Raw genomic sequence first — 26,808 nt, 5'->3', positions numbered from 1 at the left:
CGATCCAGATGTCATCCGCCATGACGCCCGCTTGACCATCTTCTGTCTGGAGGCTTGGCGGCGTTGCTCAAGCCAGGCCTGGCTTGATGTCATTGGCAAGCGCGCCAGGCGACTGAAGGCAAACAGACCCGATGCGCGCAGCGGAAAACCTACCATTCTGCGAACGAACCGTCCTTGTGGCGCCAAACGGGGTTACGCCAGCGATGGCCCTCCTTTGCGCGTTCCTTCACGTAGTCCTCGTCGACGTCGACTCCGAGCCCGGGACCGTCCGGGATGGCGACGAAGCCGTCCTCATAGCGGAACACGTCCTTGTTCTTGGCATAGTCGATCAGGTCGTTGGTCTTGTTGTAGTGGATGCCGAGGCTCTGTTCCTGGATGAAGGCATTGTAGCTGACCGCGTCTAGCTGCAGGCATGCGGCAAGCGCGATAGGTCCGAGCGGGCAGTGGGGGGCGACGGCGACGTCATAAGCCTCGGCCATGGCAGCTATCTTGCGGCACTCGGTGATGCCGCCGGCGTGCGAAAGATCGGGCTGGATGATGTCGACCACGCCTTGCTCGAAGACGCTCTTGAAGTCCCAACGGCTGTAGAGCCTTTCGCCGAGTGCGATCGGCGCAGATGAAAGCGCGGCGATCTCCTTCAGTGCCTCGCGGTTTTCGCTGAGCACCGGCTCCTCGATGAACATCAGACGGTAGGGTTCAAGCTCCTTGACCAGCACGCGAGCCATCGGCCGGTGGACGCGGCCATGGAAATCGACGGCGATACCGACATGAGGACCGACGGCCTCGCGCACCATCGCGACGCGCTCCACGGCTGAATCGATCTTGTCATGGCTGTCGACGATCTGCAGTTCCTCGGTGCCGTTCATCTTGAGGGCTGAGAAGCCGCGTGCCACCACGTCCCTGGCGCCGGCAGCGACATCGGCGGGACGATCGCCGCCGATCCAGGAATAGACCTTGATGCGATCGCGGCAGCGGCCGCCAAGCAGTTCATGCACCGGCACGCCGAGTGCCCGGCCCTTGATGTCCCATAGCGCCTGGTCGATGCCGGCAATCGCACTCATCAGGATCGGACCGCCGCGGTAGAAACCGCCGCGATACATGACATTCCAATGGTCCTCGATGAGCCGCGGATCCTTGCCGATCAGATAGTCGGCGAGTTCATGGACCGCAGCCTCGACGGTATGGGCGCGGCCCTCGACCACGGGCTCGCCCCAACCGCTCACGCCCTCGTCGGTTTCGATCTTGAGAAACAGCCAGCGCGGCGGAACGATGTAGGTCTTGAGTGCAGTGATCTTCATGGTGTCGGCACTAACTCCGGATGGGCTGGCGTTCAGTCTTTCTTGTGCTGGCTCTTGGCGCGCGCGAGGTCGCGCGCGGCGAGGTCCAGGATCTCGTTGGCTGCGTGGCGAGCAGCTGCGGCGTCGCGCATGCGCAGCGCTTCGACGACGCCGTAGTGAACCCTGACGGCTTCGTCGCGCCGGTCGACGGAATTGGCTGTCGCCTCGAGCGCAAAATTCAACGCTGTCTCGATCATCCCGCCGATCTGGCGAAAGATCGGGTTGTGGCAGGCCCCATAAAGGACCTGGTGAAAGGCGGCGTCCGAGCGGGCGAAACGGGCAACGTCGCTTCCCGCTGCTTCCATGCCTTTCCATGCCAGTTCGAGATCGGCGATCTCCTGTAGCGAGGCTCGGGTCGCGGCAAGTTCGGCGACCAGCGGCTCGATGGCACGGCGGGTTTCCAGGATGGAGTCGAACAATTTGGGATCAAGTGTGTTTGGCGCGTGCCACTCCAGCACCTGGGGATCAATGATGTTCCAGTTGTCGCGTTCGCAGACGACGGTGCCGATGCGCGGGCGGCTGAGAACAAGGCCCTTGGCTGCGAGCGTCTTGAGCGCTTCGCGGATGACGGTGCGGCTTACACTGTATTCCGTGCAGAGGTCGATTTCGCTCGGTAGCGTGCTGCCCACCGGATAGTTGCCGGCGAGGACTTGAGAAGCGATTGCCCGCACGACATCGGGCAGGACGCGCGGGCGACGTGACTTCGCTGCCGCTTCAGGTGCCTCGTTGATGTTCATGCGTTCTCCTCCCCAAGAGCGTTTTCTCGTTCTTATGTCCGCTTCTTATGCCGGACAATGCGCCCCTGCGATCATCCATGACGGTGTCGCGAAAGGAAGCTATCTCATTTATCATACCAACGCAATTGACTGGTATGATAAAAGAAGCTAGCGTTTGTCATCCGGGCTGATTGCCCGGCACCTTTGGGAGGAGTTCACATGCGATTGTTGAAGACGGCGCTCGTCGCGGGCGCCCTTGGGGTTCTGTCTGCCACCACCATTGCTTCTGCCTATGCGCAGGAAACCAAGATCGGCTTCATCGTGAAGCAGCCCGAGGAGCCCTGGTTCCAGGACGAGTGGAAGTTTGCCGACCAGGCTGCCAAGGAAAAAGGCTTTGCGCTGGTCAAGATCGGTGCCGAGGACGGCGAGAAGCTGATGTCGGCGATCGACAATCTCGGCGCCCAGGGCGCCCAGGGCTTCGTCGTCTGCACGCCCGACGTGAAACTCGGGCCTGGCATCGTCGCAAAGGCTGCGGCCAACAACCTCAAGGTGATGACCGTCGATGACCGTCTTGTCAGTGCCGACGGCAAGCCGATCGAGGAAGTGCCGCATATGGGTATCTCGGCCACCAAGATCGGTGAGGCCGTCGGCCAGGCGATCGTCGACGAAATGAAGGCCCGTGGCTGGAAGGCCGACGAGGTCGGTGCGATCCGTGTCTCCTATGACCAACTGCCGACCGCCGTCGACCGCGTCGAGGGCGCCATCTCGGTGCTCAAGGCCAACGGCTTCAAGGCCGAGAACATCTTCGACGCGCCTCAGGCGAAGACCGACACCGAAGCCGCGCTCAACGCGGCGACGGTTGTCCTGAACAAGAACGCCAACATCAAGAAGTGGGTCGCCTTCGGCCTCAACGACGAAGCGGTTCTGGGTGCCGTGCGTGCATCGGAAGGCGTCGGCATCGCAGCTGACGGCATGATCGGTGTCGGCATCGGCGGCGCGGACTCGGCAATCAACGAGTTCAAGAAGCCTTCGGCCACCGGCTTCATCGGTTCGGTGATCATCTCGCCGAAGCGCCATGGCTATGAGACTGCGCTCAACATGTATGAGTGGGTCGCCAACGGCAAGGAACCGGAGAAGCTGATCCTGACCGCCGGCGCGCTTGCCAAGCGTGACGACTTCGAAAAGGTCCGTGCGGAGCTCGGCATCGAGTAATCACCGCTACATTGAACGGTGTCTGGCGGCGGTGCTTTGCTGCCGTCGGACATTCAGGAGAACCGTCGATGTCATTTCTCGAATTTTCTCACATCTCGAAAGCCTATCCTGGCGTCCAGGCGCTGTCCGACGTGTCGTTTTCCGTCGCAAAGGGGGCCGTCCATGGCCTGATGGGCGAAAACGGCGCCGGCAAGTCGACGATGATCCGGGTCCTCTCGGGCGACCAGCATGCCGATACCGGCGACATCATCATCGACGGCCAGGTCCAGAAATATGCCTCGACGCGTGACGCCTTTCATGCCGGCGTCATCGTCATTCACCAGGAACTGCAGCTGGTTCCGGAGCTTACCGTCGCCGAAAACCTGCGGCTCGGCCGCTTTCCGGCCAATGCCGGTGTCATCCAGTCACGACAGATGTTTTCGGAGGTCGGCGACAAGCTGAAATCCGCAGGCATCGACATCGACCCGCGCCGCAAGGTCAAGACGCTGTCGATCGGCGAGCGGCAAATGGTCGAGATCGCCAAGGCGATCATGCTCGATGCACGCGTCATCGCGTTGGACGAGCCGACGTCGTCGTTGTCGTCGCGCGAAAGCGAAATTCTCTTCAGCCTGATCGAGCGCCTGCGCGCCGAAGGCAAGGTCATTCTCTACATCTCCCATCGCCTCGACGAGGTGTTTCGGCTCTGCGACAGCCTGACCGTGTTGCGCGACGGCAAGCTGGCCGCCCATCACCCGAGCCTCGAAAACGTCACGCGCGAACAGGTGGTGGCGGAGATGGTCGGTCGCGAGATCTCCAATGTCTGGGGCTGGCGCGCCCGAATGGTGGGCGAAGTCAGGCTGAAGGCTGAAGGCATCGCCGGCGAGAAGCTCATGCAACCGGCGAGCTTCGAGGCGAGGGCCGGCGAAATTCTAGGCTTCTTCGGACTGATCGGAGCCGGCCGCTCCGAATTGATGCGCCTGGTCTATGGTGCCGACACGCGCAGCAGCGGAACGATCAATGTAGACGGACAAACAGTTCATGCCGTCGACCCGCGCCAGGCGATACGAGCCGGCATCGTGCTGTGCTCCGAAGACCGCAAGCATGACGGCATCATCCAGGGACGGTCGCTCGAGGAGAACATCAACATCTCCTCGCGCCGTCATAATACCCGCTTTGGCATCCTCAATCCGCGCAAGGAAGCTGAAATCGCCGAGACATACATCAAGAAGCTCAAGGTCCGCACACCTTCCCGCAAGCAGGACATCCTGAACCTGTCGGGCGGCAACCAGCAGAAGGTCATTCTCGGCCGCTGGCTGTCCGAACAGGGCGTCCGCGTCCTTATCGTCGACGAGCCGACACGCGGTATCGATGTCGGCGCCAAATCCGAAATCTACGAAATTCTCTACCAGCTCGCTGAGCAAGGCATGGCGATCATCGTCGTCTCCAGCGAACTGCCCGAGGTAATGGGCATCTGCGACCGCATCCTGGTCATGTGCGGCGGCCGCATCTCGGCGCACATCGACCGCAACGATTTCAGCGAGCGCGCAATCCTGGCGGCAGCGCTTCCCGACAAGAAGACGCCAGACGCAATCGCATCCTAAGGGGACTGAGCATGACAAACTCTTTCAAGAAGATATTGCTCGGCGACCAGGGCCTCGTCGTGATCTTCGTTCTGGCCTTCGCGCTGGTGTCGATCTTCGTCCCGAACTTCCTGACCGAGCGCAATATGCTCGGCCTGCTGCAGTCGGTCGTCACAGTCGGCATCGTTGCCTGCACGATGATGTTCTGCCTGGCGGCGCGGGATTTCGACTTGTCGGTCGGTTCGATCGTCGCCTTTGCCGGCATGGTCGCCGTCATGGCCTCGAATGCCACCGGTTCGATCATGGTCGGGATCCTCGCGGCCCTTCTCTGCGGTGGCGCCGTCGGCCTGATCAACGGTGTGGTCATTGCCAAATTCCGCATCAACGCGCTGATCACCACGCTGGCAACCATGCAGATCGTGCGCGGCCTGGCGCTGATTGCCTCCGACGGCCGGGCCGTCGGCATCAATGATCCGAATTTCTATCAGCTCGCGCTGTCCAAGCTGCTCGGCATTCCAACGCCGATCTGGGTGCTGGCGATCCTGTTTGTGGTGTTTGGCTTTGTGCTCAACCGCACTGTCTTCGGCAAGAACACGCTGGCCATTGGCGGCAATCCCGAGGCGTCGCGTCTGGCTGGCGTCAATGTCGACTGGACGCGCATCTGGATCTTCACCCTGCAAGGCATGGTCTGCGCCATCGCCGGCATCCTGCTCGCTTCGCGCATCACCTCGGGCCAGCCCAACGCGGCCATCGGCCTGGAGTTGTCGGTCATCTCGGCCTGCGTGCTCGGCGGCGTTTCGCTGGCCGGTGGCCGCGCGGCGATCGCCGGCGTGATCGTCGGTGTCATGATCATGGGCATCGCCGAGAATGTCATGAACCTGCTCAACATCCCGGCGTTTTATCAGTACATCGTCCGTGGTGTGATCCTGCTGCTCGCCGTGTTGCTCGACAATCTCAGGTCCAGCGCGCTCGGACGCCGTTGAGATGCAAGGGTTTGTCGAACTTGAAGGCGACCGCCTGTCGCTGCGGGTGAGCCTGAAGGGCGGGGCGGTCGTTGACGGCCATACGCGCGATGGACGTCGCTTCCTGCGCCGACATGACGACGGCGCGTTCGACGTCTTGCGCTCGGCCTGCTTTCCTTTGGTTCCGGTCGGCAATCGCGTCGAAGGCAACGGTTTCGAGCTGGGCGGCAAAAGCTATCGCTTCACGCACAACACGGCTGAGCCGAACTACATCCATGGCGACGGCTGGCTAGCCGAATGGAACGTTGAAGATGCATCGGCCACCCATGTTCGGCTCGCTTTCGAGCAACTGCGGCCGGCTAAGTCGCCACACGTCTATCGCGCTGTCCAGACCGTCACTCTGGACGGTGCAACCGTGACCTTATCGCTTTCGGTGACGAACCTGGGTAACGAGACGTTGCCGTTTGGCATCGGCTTCCACCCCTATTTTCCCCGCACCGAGGGCACCCTGCTCACGGCCCCGGCGATGGCTTGGTGGACCGAGCGCGAGGGCCATCTGCCTGGCGTGCGCACGCCGATCGCGGACAGCGCCGATTTCGCAACGCCGCGCCTGCTGCCACGCCGCAGGCTGAACAATTGCTTCGAAGGCTGGAGCGGGCAGGCGCAGATCATCTGGCCCGAGACGAAGCTCGCCGCAGACATCGCCGCCGATGCGTCGTTCTCGCGCTACATGCTCTATGCGCCGGAAGACGACCGTAGCTTCTTCTGCCTTGAGCCAATGTCGCACACGCCCAATGCGCTGGCGACTTCAGGCGCGAACGCACTCCATCTGCTTGCGCCTGGGCAAACCCTGTCTGGGGCTTTCTCGATCACCGTCTCGAACTTCGAGGTTACCCAATGAGCGACCGTCTTGTCGGCAAACGCATTTTCCTGACCGGCGCAGCACAGGGCATTGGTCTGGCCATAGCTCAGCAATGCCTGAAGGAGGGTGCAAAACTTTTCATCGTCGACCGTGACGGTCCGCTGCTGCGCGAGACTGTTGCCAAGCTTGGGGCATCCGAGGGCGCGCTCGGTCATGCCGAGGCCGACATTTCCGATATGACTGCCATAGCTGCCGCCATGATCTCGGCGGAAAAGACGATCGGCCCCGTCAACGCCCTGATCAACAATGCGGGCATCAACGTCTTTGGTTCGCCGCTCGAAACCACTGATGCCGAATGGCAGCGTTGTTTCGACGTCAATCTCAAGGGCGCATGGAACTGCTGCAAGGCAGTATTGCCAGGCATGATCTCGGCAGGCGGCGGGGCGATTCTCAACATCGCCTCGACGCATTCCTTCACCATCATTCCGCATACCTTTCCCTATCCGCTGGCCAAGCACGCGTTGCTTGGCCTCACCAAGTCCCTGGCGCTCGAATATGCGGCTTCCGGCGTGCGGGTGAATGCGCTTGCGCCGGGCTATGTCGAGACGCAGAAAAACATCGACTACTGGAACAGCTTTGCCGATCCGGCAAAGGCGCGCGCCGAAACGCTGGCGCTTCATCCCGGCAAGCGCATCGCCACCACCACGGAGATCGCCAAGGCGGCCGTGTTCATGATCTCGGACGAATGCCCGTTCATGAACGCTGCCTGTCTTGTCGTCGACGGTGGCCTGAGCGTCCTCCAGCACGCCGCGCAGTGAGGGGACGATGGCCGCAGCATCCGTCATCGTGGCAATCGATTGGGGAACCACCCGCATGCGGGCGTGGCTCCTCGATGCCGAAGGTGCCGCCCGTGCCGAACATCGCAGCGACGAAGGGCTGACCACAGCCCAGACGGTCGGCTTCGAGCCCATTCTCGAACGGTGCCTTGCTGCCTTGCGCGCGCCGGACGACGTGCCGGTCATCATCTGCGGCATGGCCGGCGCGCGCCAGGGATGGATCGAGGCGCCTTATGTCGACGTCCCGTCCTCAATTGCGGCGATCCTGAGGGGCGCCGTCCGCGTTCCCCATGCGGGGCGCGACATCCGCATCGTGCCGGGCCTTGCCTGTCGCAGTCTCGACGCCCCCGACGTGATGCGGGGCGAGGAGACGCAACTCGCTGGCGCGAAGCTCGAGACTGCCGGCCGCCATGTGGTCTGTATGCCGGGTACCCACTCCAAATGGGTGATTGTCGACAGCGGCGCCGTCGAGACTTTCCGGACGTGGCCGACCGGCGAATTGTTCGCGCTGCTCTCAGGTCACTCCATCCTGCGCCATTCGATTGGCGAGCAGCCGGACGCCGTCTCGACGGAGAACCCGGTATTTGCAAGAGCCTGCGAGATCGCGCTCGCTGACGGCGGCGATTTCGCCTCGCGACTGTTTTCGATCCGGGCCGGTTCGCTGCTTCATGGTCTGACGCCTGAGGACGCGGCGGCTAGGCTATCCGGCTTGATGATTGGCAGCGAAGTGGCGTCGGCCCGGCGACAATTCCTCCATGCTGACAGAAGTGTGACCCTCGTCGCATCCGGCACACTCGCCACGCTTTATCGCCGTGCTTTCGAGATCGCCGGGCTCGAAGTCCGCGACATAGATGCCGACACCGCGGTGCGCATCGGTCTGATTGAGGCCGCGCGTCAGAACGAGATGCTCGATGGAGTGCCGGCATGACCAGAACGACGGAATTTCCGAGATTGCGGCGCGGGCTTGTCGCGATCCTGCGTGGCCTCACCCCGGATCAGGCCATTGCAGTAGCCGGCGTGATCTATGAGGCCGGCATCGAGGCAATCGAGGTGCCGCTCAACTCGCCGGAGCCTTTTGCCTCCATCGCTTCCATAGTTGGCAGCCTGCCAGCCTCCGCGTTGATCGGTGCAGGTACCGTGCTTGAAGCAAGTCAGGTCGATAGCCTCGCCGAAGTTGGCGGTCGCCTTGTCGTCAGCCCTAACATCGACATCGAGGTGATGGCCGCAGCTGTCCGCCACGGCATGGTGACCATGCCCGGGGTGATGAGTCCGACCGAGGCGTTCAAGGCATTGAAGCTCGGAGCTTCGGCGCTGAAATTCTTCCCCGCCAGCGTGATCGGGGCAGGCGGTATCGCCGCGATGCGCGCGGTGCTGCCCAAAGACACTGTCGTCGGTGCCGTCGGCGGTGTTTCGGATCGCGATTTCGCCAGCTATCGCGCAGCCGGCGTCACCGCTTTCGGGCTCGGCACCAGCCTGTTCCGACCTGGCATGGGCATCGATGAGGTGGCGACGCGGGCAAGGTCTGCAGTAGCTGCCTGGGACGCGGCTTTCGAGGACGAGAACAATGCCGGCTGACCTCGTTTCGGTATTGTCCGACCATGCCTGTGAACTCGGCGAGGGACCGAGCTACGATCCGGTGAGTGACACGCTTTACTGGTTCGACATCGTCAACGGGCTGCTGCTGGAGAAACGTTTCGGCGAAGATCGCACCATGACGACCCAGCTCGGCCAGATGGCGAGCGCGCAGGCGACCATCGATGGCGAGCGTCAGCTGATCCTGACCGAGACCGGCCTTCACGTCAGGGACAGAACGACGGGTGGCATGGCCCTTCATACCCCGGTCGAGGCGACGAACGCGGCCACGCGCTCCAACGATGCCCGGGTGCATCCATGCGGAGCCTTGTGGTTCGGCACGATGGGCAAGCAGGCTGAGGCGGGCGCCGGCAGGGTCTATTGGTTCTTTCGCGGCGAATTGCGCGAGCTCTATGCCGGCGTTTCCATCCCCAATTCGATCGCGTTCTCCCCCGACGGCACCATTGCCTATTACGCCGACACCGCAGTCGGTCGGATCATGCGTGTTGCCTGCGACGCAAGGACCGGACTGCCTGAAGGCGAGCCCAAGGTTTTTGCCGAAAGCCAAAGCACGGGCAGCTTCGACGGATCGGTGGTCGACGGCGACGGAACCCTGTGGAACGCGCGCTGGGGTGAGGGCAATTTGGTCGCCTACGCGCCCGACGGCGAACTTGTCCGCTCGGTGCCGTTGCCGGTGAGCCAGCCGTCATGCCCGGCATTCCTAGGCAAACATGCCGACCGTCTTGCGGTGACGTCCGCCTGGATCGGGTTGAGCGATGACGCACACCGTGCCGAGCCGGATGCCGGAAGGACTTTTCTGGTCGACCTGCCGGTCAAGGGCCGGCTGGAGCCTGATGTGCTGATCTAGCGGCACAGCCGTGCCGCCCGCCGCCAGCGGACCTTCAACTACGGGAATACGACAGTGACACGGAAATTGCGTTCACAGGCCTGGTTCGGTGGCTTTGGCAAGGATGCCTTCATTCACCGCAGCTGGATGAAGAACAACGGGCTGCCCGACGACGCCTTCGACGGCCGCCCGGTGATCGGCATCTGCAACACCTTCTCCGAACTCACCCCCTGCAATGCGCATTTCCGCGGCCTGGTCGAGCACGTGAAGGCGGGCATTCTCGAAGCGGGCGGCCTGCCGCTCGAGTTTCCTGTCTTCTCATGCGGCGAATCCAACTTGCGTCCGACAGCCATGCTGTTTCGCAACCTCGCCTCGATGGATGTCGAAGAAGCGATCCGCGGCAACCCGATGGACGGCGTGGTGCTGATGGCCGGTTGTGACAAGACCACGCCGTCGCTGGTCATGGGGGCTGCGTCCTGCGACGTGCCGGCGATCGTCGTTTCGGGTGGCCCGATGCTCAACGGCCGTTTCCGTGGCAAGCCGATCGGCTCTGGCACCGACGTCTGGAAGTTCTCCGAGGACGTGCGCGCCGGTCTGATGACCGAGCAGGAGTTCGCCGCTGCCGAAAGCGCGATGTCGCGGTCGCCCGGCCATTGCATGACCATGGGCACCGCTTCGACCATGGCGTCGATGGTCGAGTCGCTCGGCCTGGCCCTGCCTGGCAACGCCGCCTATCCCGCCGTGGATGCCCACCGCGCGCGGCTTGCCCGCCTTTCCGGCCGGCGCATCGTTGCGATGGTCAAGGAAGATCTGCGCCTGTCCGCCATCCTCACCAGGAAGGCATTCGCCAATGCCATCCGCATCAACGGTGCAATCGGCGGCTCGACCAACGCGGTCGTGCATCTGCTCGCCATCGCCGGCAGGATCGGCACTGAGCTGACGCTCGAGGACTGGGACCATTATGGCCGCGACATCCCGACCATCCTCAATTTGATGCCTTCCGGCAAATTCCTGATGGAAGAGTTCTGCTACGCCGGCGGTCTTCCTGTCGTCATGAAGGAGCTCACCGACCTGCTCGATCTCGATGCGCTGACTGTTACCGGCAAGACGGTCGGCGACAACATCGCCGGTGCCGAGAACTTCAACCAAGAGGTGATCCTGCCCCGCGACAAGGCGGTGACCCAGCAGGGCGGCATTGCCGTCCTGCGTGGCAACCTTGTGCCCAACGGTGCAATCCTGAAGCCTTCCGCAGCGTCGCCGGAGCTGATGCGCCATCGCGGCCGCGCCGTGGTTTTCGAAAACATCGAGCACTACAAGGCGCGCGTCGACGACCCCGCGCTCGACATCGACGAGACCTGTGTGATGGTGCTGAAGAACTGCGGCCCCAAGGGTTATCCCGGCATGGCCGAGGTCGGCAACATGGCCCTGCCGCAGAAGCTCTTGGAAAAGGGCGTGCGCGACATGGTCCGCATTTCCGACGCGCGCATGTCGGGCACCGCCTTCGGCACGGTTGTGCTGCATGCGGCACCCGAGGCGGCGGTCGGTGGCCCGCTGGCCCTCGTCGAGGATGGCGACATGATCGAACTCGACGTCGAGAGCCGCCGTTTGCACCTCGAAGTCAGTGATGAAGAACTCACCCGCCGCCGCAAGCTGTGGACCCCGCCTGTGCCGGAGATGCAAGGCGGCTACCAGAGCCTTTATGTCGAGCGTGTCATGCAGGCTGATCGCGGTGCCGACCTCGACTTCCTGGTCGGTTGCCGTGGCCACCACGTTCCGCGTGAAAGCCATTGAGGGAGGTTGCGATGCCTCGTTTTGCTGTCGCCGACATGCATGGCATCCACGCCATCCTGTATGCGCTGTTCGATGATCAGGAAAAGCTCGACCGCTCTGCCATGCGCCGGCAGGTCGAGCTTTGCCTTGGGGTCGGCGTCCACGGAATGGCCGCGCTCGGCCTTGCCACCGAAGCGTCGAAGCTGACGGATGCCGAGCGCCGGATGGTTATGGACTGGATCGCCGAAGACACCGGCGGAAAGGTGCCGCTGGCGCTCACCATCTTCGGTGCGTCGGTCGCCGAACAGATCGCGCAGGTGCGCCATGCCGAGAGCGTCGGCGCCGACTGGCTGATCCTGCAGCCGCCGATGGTCGGCCAATATGGTGCGGCCGAGTACATCCGCTTCTTCGGTCGCGTGGCCGAGGCCACCGATCTGCCCGTCGCGATACAGAACGCACCGGCCTTCATGGGCCGTGGACTGAGCTCCTCTGAGATTTCCGATCTCGTTCGGCAGCACCCCAATATCCAGCTGGTCAAAGGAGAGGGCCCGGTGGTCGACATCGCCGGGCTGGTCGAGGCGACCGGCGGCAAGCTGCCGATCTTCAACGGCCGCGCCGGGCTCGAAATGCTCGACAATCTGCGCATCGGTTGCCGTGGCCTCATCCTGGCGCCGGATTGCATCGACTACGCGGTCGCAGCCTATGATGCCTTCGTCTGCGGAGACGAACAAGAAGCGCTGTTGCATTACCGCACTATGCTGCCGGCCGTCGTCTCGACGATGCAGGGCATCGAGCACCTGATGGCCTACGGTAAACGGTTGTTTGCATCGCGCGCTGGTTTGCTCGTCCAGGACCGCACGCCAGCGCTTAGGCCCAATGCGGTGGGGCTTGCCATGATTGAGCGCTTCGCCACCGATCTCGGACCATTGCGTCGCAGGCGTCCAGATGCACGAGAATATCGTGGCCGAACGATAGTGACTGAAAGCTGAGCGCCAACGCTCTGGCTACGAGAACGCACGATCCGGTACGTCTCGTGAGGCAGGATCCGGCAGAAATTTGGTCGCCGACTCCGGGGCCCAAACCGCCCAGTGCTCACCAGAGCATTTGCGCCCAACCTCATAGCTCGTCAACGCGGGGATTCGACGGTTGAATAAACATGGGCGAGGCCTACAAGCCATTTGCCCGCAGCGCTGGAGGAAGCAGTCAAGAGTGCAATTGACACCGCAGATACGCCGGCGCCATCGCTTCAGGATTACGACGGCGCCGCAGCCTTGGGAGGTTTTAGAGGTAGATAGGGTGGCCCGGCCGATCTGATCCTGCACCAGCCTCGCGATGCCTACACACGCCGCCTGATCGCCTCTATGCCCAGCCCTCTGCGTATTCTCGAAAGCGTTTGAAGGCACTGAGCCCGCGCGGTCAGCCGCTGCGGCGAGGATGCACGCCCCCGTCCGATTTTGTGGCGCTCCCTGTTGCAACCTCGTGGCTGGTTCGCCATGTCCGGTATCCGACATCCAGGTAAGGTGAGGAAGATCAGGTTAATGCAAGCTTGGCGCCTGGAGGTGCGCTTTCGCGGCATGTCGACGGCACGCCCGATACTGATATTCTTGTTTCCCTGACCTCAACCATCCCGATAGTCTCATCGAAACGTTTGACCGGAGCAAGCGAAGGTCAGCAATTTCCAATTGCAGGACTGGTGCTGTTCTTTTGGCTCAGAACTCCGCCCATCCTTCCTGCGCAGTGGGAACCGGCTTGGCCGGTTTGACGACCCTGAGCGATGGTTGCGGCCTGCGCACGTGTTTTTCAGCGTGAACTCTGAGCGGTGTCCGCGCGCCAATCTCGAAATGCGCGACGCTGGTCGCCAGTGCCGACGCTTCCTCGGCAAGCGCGTGCGAGGCAGCCGTCGATTCTTCGACCATCGCGGCGTTCTGCTGGGTCACCTGGTCGAGCTGGTTGACAGCGTTGTTGATGCCCGAAAGTCCGACCGACTGCTCCTTGGCCGAGTTGGCGATATCGGCGACGAGCACGCTGATCTCCGCCACCTTGCCGGTCAATACCTCCAGCACCTCCCCGGTCTGGCCGACCAGCCGCACGCCGGCGGCGACGCGTTCGCCCGACGAGGCGATCAGCGACTTGATCTGGCGCGCCGCTTCCGCCGAGCGCAGCGCCAGGCCGCGCACCTCGGCGGCGACGACGGCAAAGCCCTTGCCGGCGTCGCCGGCGCGCGCTGCCTCGACGCCGGCGTTGAGCGCCAGCAGGTTGGTCTGGAAGGCGATCTCGTCGATGACCGAGACGATCTGGCCGATCTGCCTGGCCGAGCTGTCGATCTCGCCCATCGCGACGATCATGTCGCGCATCGCCTGGCTGCTCGACTGGGCGCTTGACCTGGCATCCTGCGCCACGCTGTCGGCGCGCGTCGCCCCGGTCGTCGTCTGTGCCGTCGCCTCCGAGATCTCGACCAGTGCCGCGGCCGTCTCTTCCAGGCTCGCCGCCTGGTGCTCGGTGCGACGGGCGAGGTCGTCGGCCGCCTGCACCAGCTGGGCCGAGCCGTCGCGGATGGCGCCGGCATTGCCATGGATGCGGCCGACGGCCTCCTCGAGCAGTTCCATGGCGCGGTTGAAGTCGTCCCGGATCTGCGCGTAGTTCGGCGCGTCGAGCCCGTCGATGCGGTGGTTCAGGCGGCCCTTGGCCAGCTGGTCGATGGCCTCAGCCAGCGAGGCCAGTGCGGTGCGCTGCTCCCTTTCGGCAGCGTCGCGCGCGGCTTCGGCCGAAAGCCGGCGCTGCTCGGCGGTTTCGAGGTAGGTCGAGATCACCAGCTCCATGTCGAACAAGGAGGCCTTGAGCAGGGCGCTCATCGCCTCTTTGGCCTTGGTCAGACCCGGCGCCTGAATGCCGAGCGCCTTCGGCCAGGACTGCTCGAGGATGACCGATACCAACTCGTCGATGATCAGCGTGTAGCCGCCGACATACCAGCGCGGCTCGAGCCCGATGTCGGCATGGATGCGGCCGATGCGCTGCGCCGACTGGGCATAGTCGTCGCCGAAATCGGCGGCGGCGATGGCCGACCAGTGCTTCATCTGGCGCCCGCCGGCGGCCTGCATCCGTTGTTTGCTGCCGTCACCTAGTCCGAAGAAACGCCGCGCCTCTGCGAATTCGGCGATATGGCCGTAGAAGCTGTCCATCACCTTGGGCAGCGCTGCCTCGATCGAGGGTCGGACGGCGTTCAGCGCGGCGCGCGCCTCGCCGTCGAAGCGGACAAAGGCGAGGCGACGGGCAATTGCTGCGTCCGTTGTTGCGGCGTGATCGGACATGTTACTTTCCTTCGGGGTGGCTGGCAGCTTTCGGTTGAGCGCTTGCGCGAACCCGCTGCCAGTGAATGCTGTGCCGCTCGCTAGGCTCCAAATGGTTCACAATTGGTTTCCGCCAACACATTGAAATCACATGCGAAATAATGACGCGCCAGCGATGGTTGTCGCATCGGTCGGGTACTCGCCATATGCTGGAAGCATCGCGTCGTCGTCCAAGCGTCGATGCCCGACCCGTTGCGCCGTTGGCTTCGGCTGCTTATCACTGCCGGGCCATGCCCGACCAAGATGCCGATAGCCCCGGATCCGAACCGTCGCCCGCCAGGGGTGATCTCCGTGCCGCCTACAAGACCAACATCGTCGTCATCGGCGCTGGCCAGGCCGGGCTGTCCACCGCCTACAATCTGAGAAAGCTCGGCCTTCAAGCCGGGCGCGATTTTGTCATCTTGGACAAATCGCCCGAGGCCGGCGGCGCCTGGCAGTATCGCTGGCCGTCGCTGACGCTCTCGACCGTCAACCGCATCCACGACCTGCCCGGCATGCAGTTCGCCGACGTCGTCGAGGAGGGCGCCACCGAGGTCAGGGCGTCGGTCGCGGTGCCGAAGTACTTTGCCGCCTATGAGCGCGAGTTCGACCTGCCGGTCTATCGGCCGGTGACGGTCAAGGTCGTCTGCGACCGTGGCGACAGGCTGCGTATCGAGACCGATCGCGAGACCTTCTCGGCCCGGGGCATAGTCAACGCCACCGGCACCTGGGAAACGCCCGTCATCCCAGCCTATCCAGGTTCTGAGCGCTTCAAGGGGCGGCAGCTCCACACTCGCGACTACCGCAGCGCCGAGGCGTTCGCCGGCCAGCGTGTCGTCATCGTCGGCGGCGGCATCTCGGCGCTGCAACTGCTCGACGAGATTTCGCGCGTCGCCGCCACGATCTGGGTGACACGGCGCGAGCCGCAGTTCCGCGACCGCGCGTTCACGCCGGACGACGGTCGCGCCGCCGTGGCCATCGTCGAGGACAGGGTCCGGCGGGGGCTCGTTCCGGGCTCGGTCGTCTCGGTCACTGGCATCCCATGGACGCCGGCCCTCAAGGCCGCGCGCGACCGTGGCGTGCTCGACCGCCTGCCGATGTTCAACGAGATCACCGAGGACGGTGTGCGCTGGCCCGACGGCAGCGAGCAGCGTGCCGACGTCATCTTGTGGAACACCGGCTTCCGCAGCTCGCTCGATCATCTCGCGCCGCTGCAGATTCGCGAGGAGGGTGGCGGCATCGTCATGGCCGGCAAGCTGGCGACACAGGTTTCAAGGGATCCGCGCATCCACCTCGTCGGCTACGGCCCTTCGGCGTCGACAATCGGCGCCAACAGGGCGGGTGGGGCCGCCGCGCGCGAACTGGCGGCATATCTCGGGCTCGCCTGAGCAGCAAAGACAGCCAGCCTGGCCCGCGCAACCACCCCGCCGATGCCTTGACGGACCGCGCCGGCGCACCGGACGAAATCATCCCGCACGTCCGGAAACGGATCGGCTCGCTGGCGAAGACATGGCCAACCGCAAAGGCATCGAAGCAACGACGGGCGTATAGAAATCCGTAGATCAATGTACCGAGCGTGACCATCGAAATTCCGAACGCCAGTGCCCGAATGGAAAGATCGGTCCCTGTCGCTGGGGCATTCGCAATTGCCGCCTCGCTGAACAGCGTGCGCGTCGGCGTCATGAACCAATAGAAGAACATTGCTGCGGTGAGCAGCCCGGATGTGACGAGGCAACCCGTCGCCATCAGTCAACTGAGACGTCGAATCCGCAACTCGAGGCCCCTCGTGGCGGTCATGTCGATCATCTTTTGTGCTTGGTCCATGTCTGGACGACTTCTCTCTTTCCTTTGCCTGAATCAAAATACAACCCCAAAAAATTATCGTTTGACAATGATTTATTATTATCGATCAATGTGACGGCCAACATAGGAGATCCTGCATTGTCTCGTCGCCTCGCCAAACTGGCTATCAGTCTTGTCACCTGCCTCGTCGCCATTCCTGCTGCATCGCCATCAACGGCCACGCCATCCACCTCCCGTGGCCTCATCTCAGTCGCTCAGGTGATGCAGATGCTGGAGAAGGCTCCGACCGATCGGACGGCGCAGCAAGTTCTTGCCGCCTACCTTGCCGGCGTAGGCGAGGCCGCCGGTGCGGTTGTCAGCATGGGCAACGCGACCTGTCGGACATCGTTACGCGTGAACGCAGGGAGTGTCCGCCAGGCCCTCAAGGCCGCTGCTGCGGGTCAAGACACAGCGGAAACGCCGGCAACACCCTTGATCGTCAAGGACATGCTCGATCGCGCAGGATGCAAACGTCAATGAGCCCCGTCTACCTACCCTCGCTCTCCGAACGTCGTTTCCGTCGGATCGAAACCACGCGCAGACCCTGCAAATTCATCCTTGCCGGTCTTGGGGTGGCGAGCCTCGCAGCGTTTGGCATCCCGGCTCATGCGGCGGACTATCAGCCAGTTCACTGCGCTGTTCACGCTGCCTATGTGGGGTCGCCGCTGCATGCCCCCGTTGACATCACGGCGACCCCACCCGTTCCGAATAAAGCGCTGCCGGCGGAAACCACGCGTCGCCTCGACGTCACCTACGAGCGTATCCAAGCCTTTACAGCCGCGTCAGCGATTACGGCCGCGGTCGCCATACCTGGGAAAGGTCTATGGCAACAGACCAGCGCTCCAACAGATGCACCACGGCTGTTTTGGGCCAGCGCTGGAAAGACCTTCACTGCGGTCGTCATCCTGCAACTCGCTGAGGAGGGGAAACTATCCCTTGATGACCCGGTTTCACTTTGGGTGCCGGACGTACCGAATGGCGATGTTGCGACAGTCCGTGATTTGCTCGCCCACACCAGCGGGCTATTCAGTGCCAATGAGGATCTGAAAGCGCATGCTGATCCGCGCTATCGCGATCCGGCGGCGAACCTTGCGATTGCGCGCAGGCATGGGGCTATGTTCTGCCCAGGGGGACGCTGGCGCTATTCGAACACGGGCTACGACCTTCTTGGCGAAATTGTCCGGAAGGTCGATCACCGATCGATCGATGCAGCGATCACCACGCGGATCATTGCGCCGCTTGGGCTCAGCTCGATGCGGGCGCTTGTTCCAGGTGGCGGAGCCGTTGGTGTCGCGCCACTGACGGCGGTACATGAAAAGCCTATTGACCCAAGCTGGGCTGGCGCGGCTGGTCCTATCGTGAGTGACGCGGCCGACATGACCCGCTTCTGGGCCGCTTTGCTCGGCGGACGCCTGTTGTCAGACGGCACGGTCCGGACGATGGCCAGGAAGCTCTACCCTATGTTCGATCCAGGCACCTATTATGGCTTGGGGATCATGGTCTTCGACGTGACCGATGATTCCCGGTCGATACGCTGGATCGGGCACGCCGGCGGCACCCCTGGCGCCAGCGCAGTTGTTGCCTATTCGCCTTCAGACAACGCCATCGTCGCGGTCGCTCTTACCGGAGATGCTGCGTCCGTCCCTGCCGCCAACCTGCTCCTGAAAGCGCTTGGGCCGCCAAAGTGAGTCAGCAATCGACTGAACGACGCACGTGCCATTTCCGCAATCCCCTCTGTCGTCCTAACTGCCATGACACCGCGCTGCCGAGGCCAGGCAGCGACAAGGCGGCGAGCACGACGGCCATGCTGCCGTGGCGATCGTCGAGGACAGGGTGAGGCGGCGCTTCGTCCGGGCTCGGTCGTCTCTGTCACCGGCATCCGTGGACGCCGGCGCTCAAGGCGGCCCGTGACCGCGGCGTGCTGAACCGCCTGCGATGTTCAGCGAGATCACCGAGGAGGGCGTGCGCTGGGCTCCGGCCAGCTGTCGCCCTCGCCGCTGGCCGAATATGGTTGGATCGTCGTCGCCGCAGCCGTTGAAGAACTGGTTTTCAGGGGCGTCATCCGGACCCGGCTGGCCGAGCGTTGGGGGGGGGGGCGCTTTGGCCATCGGCGTCACTTCAGTTGCATTCCTGCTCATCTATTTCCCCGGGTGGGTGCAGTTGGCCGCCATGCCCGTCGCAACGACGATGGCCTCGGTCTTTCTCATCGGCCTGGTCTGCGGCTTGCTACGCCATCGGACCGGAAGCTGTGGCCAGCCATAGCAGTCCACGCCGCGAACAATTTTGGCGCGTTGCTCTAGCCGCGGACAGTCTCGTCGCTGCCCACAGGCCACATCCATTTGTCTTTTTGTCTGTTGACCTCAATAGGGCTTGAGGTTTTACAGACGTGTCGGCACGAAAAATGGAAAGGCCGACATGAACTTCGATCTTGAACAGCCGGCGCCCCTCGTCGGCACTGCGACCGCAGCGGCCGCGACCAAACCCGCGCGCTGGGGCGATCTCTTCAGCGGTAGGCACGGTATCTACACATTCGCGCTTGCCGGCGGCGTCACGCTGCACGCCGTCAACATGTACATTGCAACGACGGCCATGCCGTCGGTCATCGCCGACATCGGCGGGCTCGACTTCTATGCCTGGGCAACGACCCTGTTCGTGGTCGCCTCGATCCTCGGCTCGGCGCTGACGGCAAAGCTGCTGAACGGCAGCGGGCCGCGCGGCGCCTATGTGCTCGCCACGTCGATCTTCGCCCTGGGCACGCTTACCTCAGCGCTTGCTCCCAGCATGCCGGTCTTGCTCCTCGGCCGCGCCGTCCAGGGCCTCGGCGGCGGCTTCCTGTTCGCACTCGCCTATGCCCTGACCCGCATCGTCCTGCCGGAGCATCTGTGGGCAAGGGCCATCGGCCTCACCTCGGCCATGTTCGGCATCGCAACGCTGGTCGGCCCCGCCATCGGCGGCATCTTTGCCGAATATGGCGCATGGCGGCTCGGCTTCGCCTCGTTGCTGCCGTTCTGCGTTGCCTTCGCCATCGTCGCCTTCGTCACCTTGCCCAGGAAGAGCTGGGACACCAACGAACACGTCGCCGTGCCGTTCCTGCAGCTCGTCATGCTGACGGTGGCCGTGCTTGCCGTGTCTGCCGGCAGCCTGTCGGCGCAGTTGGCATGGAACCTCGCCGGGCTCGGCGCCGGCCTTGCACTCGTCGTGCTGATCTCCGGCGTCGATGCACGGGCCAGCGCCCGGCTCTTGCCGCGCGGCGCCTTCAATGTCTCGACGCCGCTGGGCGCGCTCTACCTCACCGTCGCGCTGTTGATGTTGGCCATACAGCCCGAGATCTTCGTGCCCTACCTGCTGCAGAACCTTCATGGCCAGTCGCCGCTCTGGTCCGGCTACATCGCGGCCGTCATGTCGCTCGGCTGGAGCATTGCGTCGTTCATGAGTTCACGCTGGCAGGCGCATGCCGACCGCCTGATGGTGCTTGGTCCACTGCTCGTGCTGGCCGGTCTCGTGCTGTTTGCGTTGTTCATGCCGATCCATGGCGGTGGCGACCGGTCGCTGCTCGTGCCGATCAGCCTAGGCCTGCTGCTCGTCGGGTTCGGCATCGGCGTCACCTGGCCCGGGCTGGTCACACGCATCTTCCAGAGTGCTCCGCCCAGCGAGCAGGATCTTGCCGCCGGCGGCATGACGACGGTGCAGCTGTTCTTCATGGCCCTCGGCACCGCCTGTGCCGGCATGGTTGCCAACTTCGCGGGCATCGCCGATCCGGGCGGAGTTGAGGGCGCCGCCAACGCCGCCGTCTGGCTCGGCACCATCTTTGCGATGGCGCCCGCGCTCTGCGTGCTCGTCGCACTGCGCGTCGTGCGCCTCACCGGACAGCGGGGCTGACACGCCGAAATCCTGCGGAGCGGTTCTCGACGATGCCGCCTTCGATACCTTGCGTCGGTCAGGCCTGGTCGATCAGCACCTGTTCCAGCCCGGATTCGGGCGCCGAGCAGATGCACAGGATCGTCGCCTCGCCGTCGCCGACCGAGACGTAGCCATGGCCCATGGTCGAATCGATGTAGACGCCGTCGCCGGCGGCGAGCCGCGTCGGCGCGTAGTGGTCGGTGTGGATCTCGATCTCGCCGTCCAGCACATAGGCGAATTCCTCGCCGACGTGACGGACCAGCGGGCCGAATTCGTCGAGCGAACGCGCATGGATCCTGGCGATGATCGGCACCATGCGCTTGTTGGTGAGATCGGTGCACAGATAGCGGTAGTCGTAGTTCCGCGTCGCCAGTTGCAGTGTGTTGGTGCCTGACACGATCGAGCGCCGCGTTCGCTCCACACCCTTTGCCGGCTCTACGTTCAGCAGCTCTGTAACAGGGATATCGAGCCCTGTGCAGATCTGCAGGATCTTGTCGTAGGTCAGCGACATCAGGTCGTTCTCGACCTTGGACAGCGTCGACAGCGCCAGCCCGGTGCGCTCGCTGACTTCCTGCAGCTTCAGCCCATGGCGGTGGCGCATGGCGCGCAAGCATTCGCTCAGTCGCGGTTGGTGGGTCACATGGCCTCCGGTCTTGGCGGCGTGAGCGGGTTCATTTTCTAAAAATGGCAGGGATTTAGCGTTTACGCAAACGACTTGACGTATCAAAAAAGAAATCTTACCGATTGCATCACAAAAAAGCGGGAACGGCAAAAGTTTTGATTTTTGCAGGGTAGCTCCTGCGCTGCAGCACGCCCAGGCGGACTGCCACGGCCACTGCGGGAGGGCAGGACCATGCGTTGCGACAGGCATCAGGACGGCACGGCATCGACGCCAGTCGAGATGCGCTGCGGCAACGTCTTTCCACGCACATCTGGCGCAGCGCCCAGCGCCGCCGGCAATCCAAAAACTGTAAGGGAGTGACCGGCATGACCAAGGCACCGGCCGATTTCGCCGCGCGCATCGATGCGCTGTTTCAGGATTTCACCGGCCCCGGCAGCCCGGGCGCCGTCGTCGCGGTCACCGAAAACGGACGCGAGATCTTTGCCAACGCCTACGGCCTCGCCAATATCAACAATGCCGTGCCGATGGGGCGCAAGACGATCATCCGGATCGGCTCGCAGACCAAGCAGTTCACCGTCCTGCTGATCCTGATGCTGGAGGCCGAAGGCAAGCTCAGCCTGTCCGACGAGGTGCAGAAGCACCTGCCTTACGTGCCGCGGCTCGAGCAGCCGGTGACGCTCGCGCAGCTCGCGTCGAACACTTCGGGTTTCCGCGACCATCTCGAAGCGATGATCTTCGCCGGCCTGTCCATTTTCACGCCCTCCGACCGCCAGACCGGTCGTGACGTCATCGCTCGCCAGGACGCGCTGAACTTCAAGCCCGGCAGCGCCATGACCTACTGCAATGCCGGCTTCTTCATGCTGTCGGAAATCATCGAGCAGATCGAGGCCGCGACCTTCAACGAGGTGCTGCGCAAGCGCATCACCGGCCCGCTCGGCATGGACGACACCTCGCTTTTGATCCGCGACGGCGCGGCGATGAACCGGCTCGCCGCGCACTACACCAGGCGCGAGGAAGGCTGGGCCAATCTCAACTGGGGCCTCGATCTCGGCGGCGAGGGCGGCATGATCTCGACGCTCGACGACATGATCCTCTGGCAGCAGAACATGTTCGATCCCAAGGTCGGCACGCCTGACATGTACGAGCGCATGGCAACACCCTGCGTCTTCGACAACGGCGCCACCGGCTTCTACGGCCTCGGCCTCGTCACCGACGTCTATCGCGGCCGCCGCGCCGTCGGCCATGGCGGCACGGTTGCCGGCGGCAAGTCGGAATCGACCCGCTTCGTCGATGATGGCTTCGGCGTCGTCATCATCGCCAACAACGACCAGGTCGCCTCCTTCGCGCTCGGCCGGCGCATCGCCGACATCTATTTCGGCGACAAGGCCCCGGCGCCGATCGCACTCGCGCCTGGCCGCTACCGGCAGGAGGGTGGCCCCGACGTTTTCGAAATCGTCGCCAAGGACGGCGTCGCGACCTTCCTCAACGCCGGCGGCGTCGGCGGCTTCGACTTTGGTCATCAGGGCGGCGCCAAGCCTGAGCGCGCCATCACCGACCTGGTGCTGAGCCCGCGCGCCGACGGCAAGGTCGACGGTGTCTTCTGCGGCACGCCGCGCCTCTATGCGCCGCTTCAGGCGGGTGCTGCAGCTGCGCGCCCCCTGGCCGGGCGCTATGTCAACAAGGCGCAGGACCTCGAGGTCGAGATTACGGGCGACGCCTCGAAGGGCGAGTTCCGCCTGCGTTCCGGGCTCGGCGCCATGGCAGCCCCCATCGTCGCAGCCGATGCCGACCTGTGGTTCCTGTTGCAGCCCGGTACCGATATGCGCCCCGGCCTGCCGTGGAACGCGACGCTGGCGGTGACTTCAGACGGCTTCGAAATGAACTCCGACCGCATCAAGAAACTGGCCTTCAAGCGAGCCTGATCAACCACTTTACGGCGAGGTCCACCATGTCCCTACGCACTCTCACCCCTGAACAGTTCGACGCCCTGGCGCGTTCCTATCTCAAGCAGGCGACGCTGACGCGCCGCGCCTTCCTCGGTGGCGCCGCAGCGCTCACGGCCACAGCCATGCTTGGTTTGCCCGGCAAGGCCTTGGCCGAGCAGACCGGCGGCACGTTGCGCGTCGGGCGCTCGGAAGAGCCCGACACGCTCGATCCGCACAAGACCACGCTGTCGGTGTCGTCGACGACGATGGACATGATCTATGAGCCGTTGGCGCGCGCCGGCTTCGACGGCGAGGTCCTGCCGGGCCTCGCCGAGAGCTGGGCCTTCAGCAATGACAACAAGACGCTGACCTTCAAGCTCAAGCCCGGCGTCAAGTTCCACGACGGCACGCCCTGCGACGCCGAAGCCGTTGCCTGGACCGTGGCGCGCCATCTGGCGCCTGAGGCCGCGTCGCCCAGCGCGTTTTTCCTCGGCCCGCTGGAGCGCGCCGAAGCAGTCGACCCGCTGACCGTCGCCTATCACTTCAAGGAGCCCTTCGTCGCCGTCTGGGTCGGCCTGACGCTTGGCTATTCGGCACCCGTCTCGCGTGCCGCCGTCGAAGCGGCGGGCGACCAGTTCGGCCGCAAGCCGGTCGGCGCAGGTCCGTTCAGGTTCGTGTCATGGTCGACCGACCGCGGCATGCGGCTCGAGCGCAACGACGACTACGCACCGGTCGCCGCGCTCGCCCGCGTCGATGCCGTCGAACTGTTCCACTATCCCGAGGATTCGACCCGCATCGCGGCCTTCGAAACCGGTGAGATCAACGCCATGTATGGTGGCGCCTCGGTGCCGCTCGACAGCGTGCGGCGCCTGCGCGGCAATGCCGACGCCATCATGATCGAGCGTCCGGCCCAGATGATGCGGGCGCTGGTGTTCAACCAGAAGCGTCCGCCCTTCGACAATCCGAAGGTGCGCCAGGCCTTTGCCCATGCCATCGACCAGAAGCGGCTGATCGCCTTTGCGCTCGACGGCTTCGCCGTGCCGGCGACCTCTCCCATTGCAAGCTCCATCGCGGGCTATTCGCCCAAGACCGCCGAATTGTCCTATGGCTATGATCCCGAAAAGGCCAAGGCGCTGCTGGCCGAGGCCGGTTTCGACAAGGGTCTGAAGGTCAAGCTCGTCGCCAACGACACGCCGGTCATCCGCCGTACGGCCGAGGTGGTCCAGGCGCAGCTGCGCGAGATCGGCGTCGAAATCACGATCGAAACGCTGCCGATCGCCCAGTGGGCGGCCATCACAGCACAAGGCGGGCAGGACATGGTCATCTCGACCTACTCCTACACCGACGCCGACATCGTCTACCCGGTGCTGCACACCAAGGGCGCGCTCAACCGGGCCTTCCACGAGAATGCCGAACTCGACGGCATGATCGCCGAGCAGCGCGTGACCTCCGATCCTGCTGCCAGGCAAGTCATCCTCGACAAGATCCAGGCAAAGGTCGTCACCGAGGCCTACTGGAAGCCGCTGTTCGAGCCGCTCAACTTCGCCGTCGTCGCCAAGGACGTCGTCGATGCCCGGATGAATCCCGGCGGAGAGCTGCGCGTCGACCTGCTCGGCATGGCCTCGTGACTCGCGCCGACGGATGCTGAGGCTGGTCGTATCGAGGCTGCTCTATGCGGCCGTCATCCTGCTCGGGGTCATCCTTGTGGTGGCCTCGCTGGTCAAGCTCGTGCCGGGTGATCCGGTCGACGTGATTGCCGCCGGCAATCCCGGCATGAGCGTCCAGGACATGGACACGCTGCGCGAGAAAATGGGGCTGACGCGCTCCGTGCCCGAGCAGTTCGTCGCCTATCTCGGCAATGCCGTGCAGGGCGATCTCGGCACCTCGATCCGCCAGGGCGTCCCGGTCACCAGCCTGATCGCCGACCGCCTGCCTGCAACGAGCGAACTCGCTTTCTGGACGCTGCTCCTGGCCTTCGTCATCGCCATCCCGCTCGGCATCGTCACCGCACTCAAACGCGACAGCTGGCTGGATTATGCCGGCACCTTCATCGCCGTTCTCGGCGTGTCGATGCCGGGCTTCCTGCTCGCCGTGCTGATGATCCTGTGGTTCTCGATCGAGCTGCGCTGGCTGCCCGCCTCGGGCTATCGCGGCTCGGCCCTTGCCAGCATCGGCCGCGCCGTCGCCGAACGCGACATCGGCATCTTCTGGAATGCTTTCCGCTACTTCATCCTGCCGTCGATCTCGCTGGCCTTCGTGCTGGTGGCGGTCAATGCGCGGCTGATCCGCTCGGCGATGCTGGAAGTCCTGCAGCAGGACTACATCACCTTCGCCACTGCCAAGGGCGCACCGCGCCTCACCATCATCCTGCGCCATGCGCTGCGCAACGCGCTTCTGCCCATCGTCACCCTGGCCGGCCTGCAGATGGGCGCGCTTTTGTCGGGCACGGTGGTCATCGAGACGGTGTTCGCCTGGCCGGGCATCGGCCGCCTCGCCGTCGATTCCATCCATGTCCGCGACTATCCGATCATCCAGGCCGTTGTGCTGGTGTCGGCGGCGCTGTTCATCTCGCTCAACCTGATCGTCGACATCCTGTACCGCTTCATCGACCCGAGGGTGCGCAATGACTGAGGCCGTGATCGTCCCCGCTGCAGCGCGGCCTGCCACTGAGCGCCGCTTCCTCGGCAGCCTCGGCCGCAGCGCCAAGGGCCTCACCGGCCTGTTCCTGATCGCCATCGTCGTGCTCTGTGCGCTGTTTGCGAAATCCATCGCCCCGCACGATCATGCCCAGCAGGTCATCGAATGGCGCTACGCCCCTGTTGTCTGGCAGGAGGGCGGCTCGACCACCAACCTGCTCGGCGGCGACAATATGGGCCGCGATATCCTCAGCCGCACCGTCATGGGCGCGCAGGTGTCGATCCAGGTGGCGCTGATCGTGGTGTCGATAGCGCTCCTCTTCGGCTCGACGCTCGGGGCGCTTGCCGGCTATTTCGGCGGCATCGTCGACACCATCATCATGCGCATCGTCGACTTCCAGCTCGCCTTTCCGTTCCTGCTCTTGGCGCTGATCTTCATGGCCGTTCTGGGCGCCGGTTTCGCCACGCTGGTCATGGCCCTGGCCTTTGCGCTGTGGATCAATTTCGCCCGCATCGTGCGCAGCGAAACCATGCGCATCCGCACGCTCGATTATGTCGATGCGGCGATCACCATGGGCGTGTCGCAACTGCGCATCATCTTCACCCACGTCCTGCCCAATGTGCTGCCGGCGGTGCTTGTCGTTGCCACCCTCGACATCGCGCTGGTCATCATCTCGGAGGCAGCGTTGTCCTTCCTCGGCCTCGGTGTCCAGCCGCCCACGGCATCCTGGGGCGTCATGATCTCGGAGGGACGCGACTTCCTCTACGAGCAGCCATGGATCGTCATTGCGCCCGGCATCGCCGTGCTGATCTCCTCGGTCGGCATCAACCTGTTCGGTGATTTCCTGCGCGACTATTTCGATCCCCGGCTGGAGCGGATGTGA

General features: G+C 63.8%; 23 protein-coding genes. 18 read left to right on the top strand and 5 right to left on the bottom strand.

Translation table 11 applies throughout. The annotated features are described in order from the left end of the window. Positions 1-149 precede the first annotated feature (149 nt). Both dgoD and IG197_RS08275 read right to left on the bottom strand, forming a co-directional pair. Complete coding sequence (gene dgoD, locus IG197_RS08280; RefSeq protein ID WP_192318191.1) at positions 150-1,298, bottom strand: galactonate dehydratase; 1,149 nt, start codon at positions 1,296-1,298, stop codon at positions 150-152. Between the two features lie 32 nt (positions 1,299-1,330). Beyond that, on the bottom strand, positions 1,331-2,074 hold the full coding sequence (locus tag IG197_RS08275) for a FadR/GntR family transcriptional regulator (protein ID WP_067964781.1): 744 nt from the start codon (positions 2,072-2,074) through the stop codon (positions 1,331-1,333). A 198-nt stretch (positions 2,075-2,272) separates the two neighbouring features. On the opposite strand from IG197_RS08275, the gene IG197_RS08270 reads away from it, so the two are divergent. The 10 genes from IG197_RS08270 to IG197_RS08225 all read left to right on the top strand — a co-directional run bounded on the left by IG197_RS08270 (position 2,273) and on the right by IG197_RS08225 (position 12,662). Beyond that, positions 2,273-3,265 carry an arabinose ABC transporter substrate-binding protein gene (locus IG197_RS08270; RefSeq protein ID WP_192318189.1) on the top strand — a complete coding sequence of 331 codons (993 nt, stop codon included), beginning with the start codon at positions 2,273-2,275 and terminating at the stop codon, positions 3,263-3,265. A gap of 68 nt (positions 3,266-3,333) precedes the next feature. Continuing rightward, on the top strand, positions 3,334-4,845 hold the full coding sequence (gene araG / locus IG197_RS08265) for an L-arabinose ABC transporter ATP-binding protein AraG (protein WP_192318187.1): 1,512 nt from the start codon (positions 3,334-3,336) through the stop codon (positions 4,843-4,845). Positions 4,846-4,856: 11 nt separating this feature from the next. Beyond that, positions 4,857-5,807 carry an L-arabinose ABC transporter permease AraH gene (gene araH / locus IG197_RS08260; protein ID WP_067964775.1) on the top strand — a complete coding sequence of 317 codons (951 nt, stop codon included), beginning with the start codon at positions 4,857-4,859 and terminating at the stop codon, positions 5,805-5,807. A gap of 1 nt (position 5,808) precedes the next feature. After that, positions 5,809-6,687 (top strand): aldose 1-epimerase, encoded by an 879-nt coding sequence (locus tag IG197_RS08255; protein ID WP_192318185.1) that lies wholly within the window; start codon positions 5,809-5,811, stop codon positions 6,685-6,687. Beyond that, positions 6,684-7,466, top strand: coding sequence for an SDR family oxidoreductase (locus IG197_RS08250; RefSeq protein ID WP_192318183.1), 783 nt, complete (start codon positions 6,684-6,686; stop codon positions 7,464-7,466). Before IG197_RS08255 ends, IG197_RS08250 begins: the two co-directional genes overlap by 4 nt. Before the next feature lie 7 nt (positions 7,467-7,473). Continuing rightward, positions 7,474-8,412 carry a 2-dehydro-3-deoxygalactonokinase gene (locus IG197_RS08245; RefSeq protein WP_192318181.1) on the top strand — a complete coding sequence of 313 codons (939 nt, stop codon included), beginning with the start codon at positions 7,474-7,476 and terminating at the stop codon, positions 8,410-8,412. After that, positions 8,409-9,059 (top strand): 2-dehydro-3-deoxy-6-phosphogalactonate aldolase, encoded by a 651-nt coding sequence (locus IG197_RS08240; RefSeq protein WP_192318179.1) that lies wholly within the window; start codon positions 8,409-8,411, stop codon positions 9,057-9,059. Before IG197_RS08245 ends, IG197_RS08240 begins: the two co-directional genes overlap by 4 nt. Continuing rightward, positions 9,049-9,924, top strand: coding sequence for an SMP-30/gluconolactonase/LRE family protein (locus IG197_RS08235; protein WP_192318178.1), 876 nt, complete (start codon positions 9,049-9,051; stop codon positions 9,922-9,924). The genes IG197_RS08240 and IG197_RS08235 overlap by 11 nt, the downstream gene beginning before the upstream one ends. 54 nt (positions 9,925-9,978) lie before the next feature. Next, positions 9,979-11,694, top strand: a complete 1,716-nt coding sequence (gene araD / locus IG197_RS08230; RefSeq protein ID WP_192318176.1) for an L-arabinonate dehydratase — start codon at positions 9,979-9,981, stop codon at positions 11,692-11,694. A gap of 11 nt (positions 11,695-11,705) precedes the next feature. Continuing rightward, positions 11,706-12,662: a dihydrodipicolinate synthase family protein gene (locus tag IG197_RS08225; protein ID WP_192318174.1), complete on the top strand. Its 957-nt coding sequence runs from the start codon at positions 11,706-11,708 to the stop codon at positions 12,660-12,662. Positions 12,663-13,382: 720 nt separating this feature from the next. Here IG197_RS08225 and IG197_RS08220 read toward each other — a convergent pair. Further along, complete coding sequence (locus IG197_RS08220) at positions 13,383-14,981, bottom strand: globin-coupled sensor protein (protein WP_192318172.1); 1,599 nt, start codon at positions 14,979-14,981, stop codon at positions 13,383-13,385. 269 nt (positions 14,982-15,250) lie between these two features. On the opposite strand from IG197_RS08220, the gene IG197_RS08215 reads away from it, so the two are divergent. The 3 genes from IG197_RS08215 (at position 15,251) to IG197_RS08205 (ending at position 18,529) form a co-directional block, all read left to right on the top strand. Continuing rightward, on the top strand, positions 15,251-16,387 hold the full coding sequence (locus tag IG197_RS08215) for an NAD(P)-binding domain-containing protein (protein ID WP_192318170.1): 1,137 nt from the start codon (positions 15,251-15,253) through the stop codon (positions 16,385-16,387). 427 nt (positions 16,388-16,814) lie between these two features. After that, the gene (locus IG197_RS08210; RefSeq protein WP_192318168.1) at positions 16,815-17,321 is read left to right on the top strand and encodes a chlorophyllide reductase; all 507 of its coding nucleotides are present in this window, start codon (positions 16,815-16,817) and stop codon (positions 17,319-17,321) included. Further along, positions 17,318-18,529 (top strand): serine hydrolase, encoded by a 1,212-nt coding sequence (locus IG197_RS08205; RefSeq protein WP_192318166.1) that lies wholly within the window; start codon positions 17,318-17,320, stop codon positions 18,527-18,529. The genes IG197_RS08210 and IG197_RS08205 overlap by 4 nt, the downstream gene beginning before the upstream one ends. Before the next feature lie 207 nt (positions 18,530-18,736). Here the strand turns inward: IG197_RS08205 and IG197_RS08200 are convergent, their stop codons facing one another. After that, on the bottom strand, positions 18,737-18,979 hold the full coding sequence (locus IG197_RS08200; protein WP_192318164.1) for a hypothetical protein: 243 nt from the start codon (positions 18,977-18,979) through the stop codon (positions 18,737-18,739). 277 nt (positions 18,980-19,256) lie between these two features. On the opposite strand from IG197_RS08200, the gene IG197_RS08195 reads away from it, so the two are divergent. Then, positions 19,257-20,720 (top strand): MFS transporter, encoded by a 1,464-nt coding sequence (locus tag IG197_RS08195; RefSeq protein WP_192318162.1) that lies wholly within the window; start codon positions 19,257-19,259, stop codon positions 20,718-20,720. A gap of 58 nt (positions 20,721-20,778) precedes the next feature. On the opposite strand, the gene IG197_RS08190 is transcribed toward IG197_RS08195, so the two are convergent. Further along, complete coding sequence (locus IG197_RS08190; RefSeq protein ID WP_192318160.1) at positions 20,779-21,381, bottom strand: helix-turn-helix domain-containing protein; 603 nt, start codon at positions 21,379-21,381, stop codon at positions 20,779-20,781. 347 nt (positions 21,382-21,728) lie between these two features. Between IG197_RS08190 and IG197_RS08185 the strand changes: the two genes are divergently transcribed. The 4 genes from IG197_RS08185 to IG197_RS08170 are packed head-to-tail and all read left to right on the top strand — an operon-like array spanning position 21,729 to position 26,808. Further along, on the top strand, positions 21,729-23,285 hold the full coding sequence (locus IG197_RS08185) for a serine hydrolase (RefSeq protein ID WP_192318158.1): 1,557 nt from the start codon (positions 21,729-21,731) through the stop codon (positions 23,283-23,285). Positions 23,286-23,311: 26 nt separating this feature from the next. Continuing rightward, positions 23,312-24,916, top strand: coding sequence for an ABC transporter substrate-binding protein (locus IG197_RS08180; protein WP_192318157.1), 1,605 nt, complete (start codon positions 23,312-23,314; stop codon positions 24,914-24,916). A gap of 13 nt (positions 24,917-24,929) precedes the next feature. Next, a complete protein-coding gene (locus IG197_RS08175) occupies positions 24,930-25,919 on the top strand; it encodes an ABC transporter permease (RefSeq protein ID WP_192318155.1) in 990 nt (329 codons plus the stop codon). Next, positions 25,912-26,808: an ABC transporter permease gene (locus tag IG197_RS08170; RefSeq protein ID WP_192318153.1), complete on the top strand. Its 897-nt coding sequence runs from the start codon at positions 25,912-25,914 to the stop codon at positions 26,806-26,808. Before IG197_RS08175 ends, IG197_RS08170 begins: the two co-directional genes overlap by 8 nt.

This window comes from Aminobacter sp. SR38, assembly GCF_014843375.1.
Classification (GTDB): domain Bacteria; phylum Pseudomonadota; class Alphaproteobacteria; order Rhizobiales; family Rhizobiaceae; genus Aminobacter; species Aminobacter ciceronei.
This window is presented reverse-complemented; position numbering and strand designations above follow the sequence as displayed.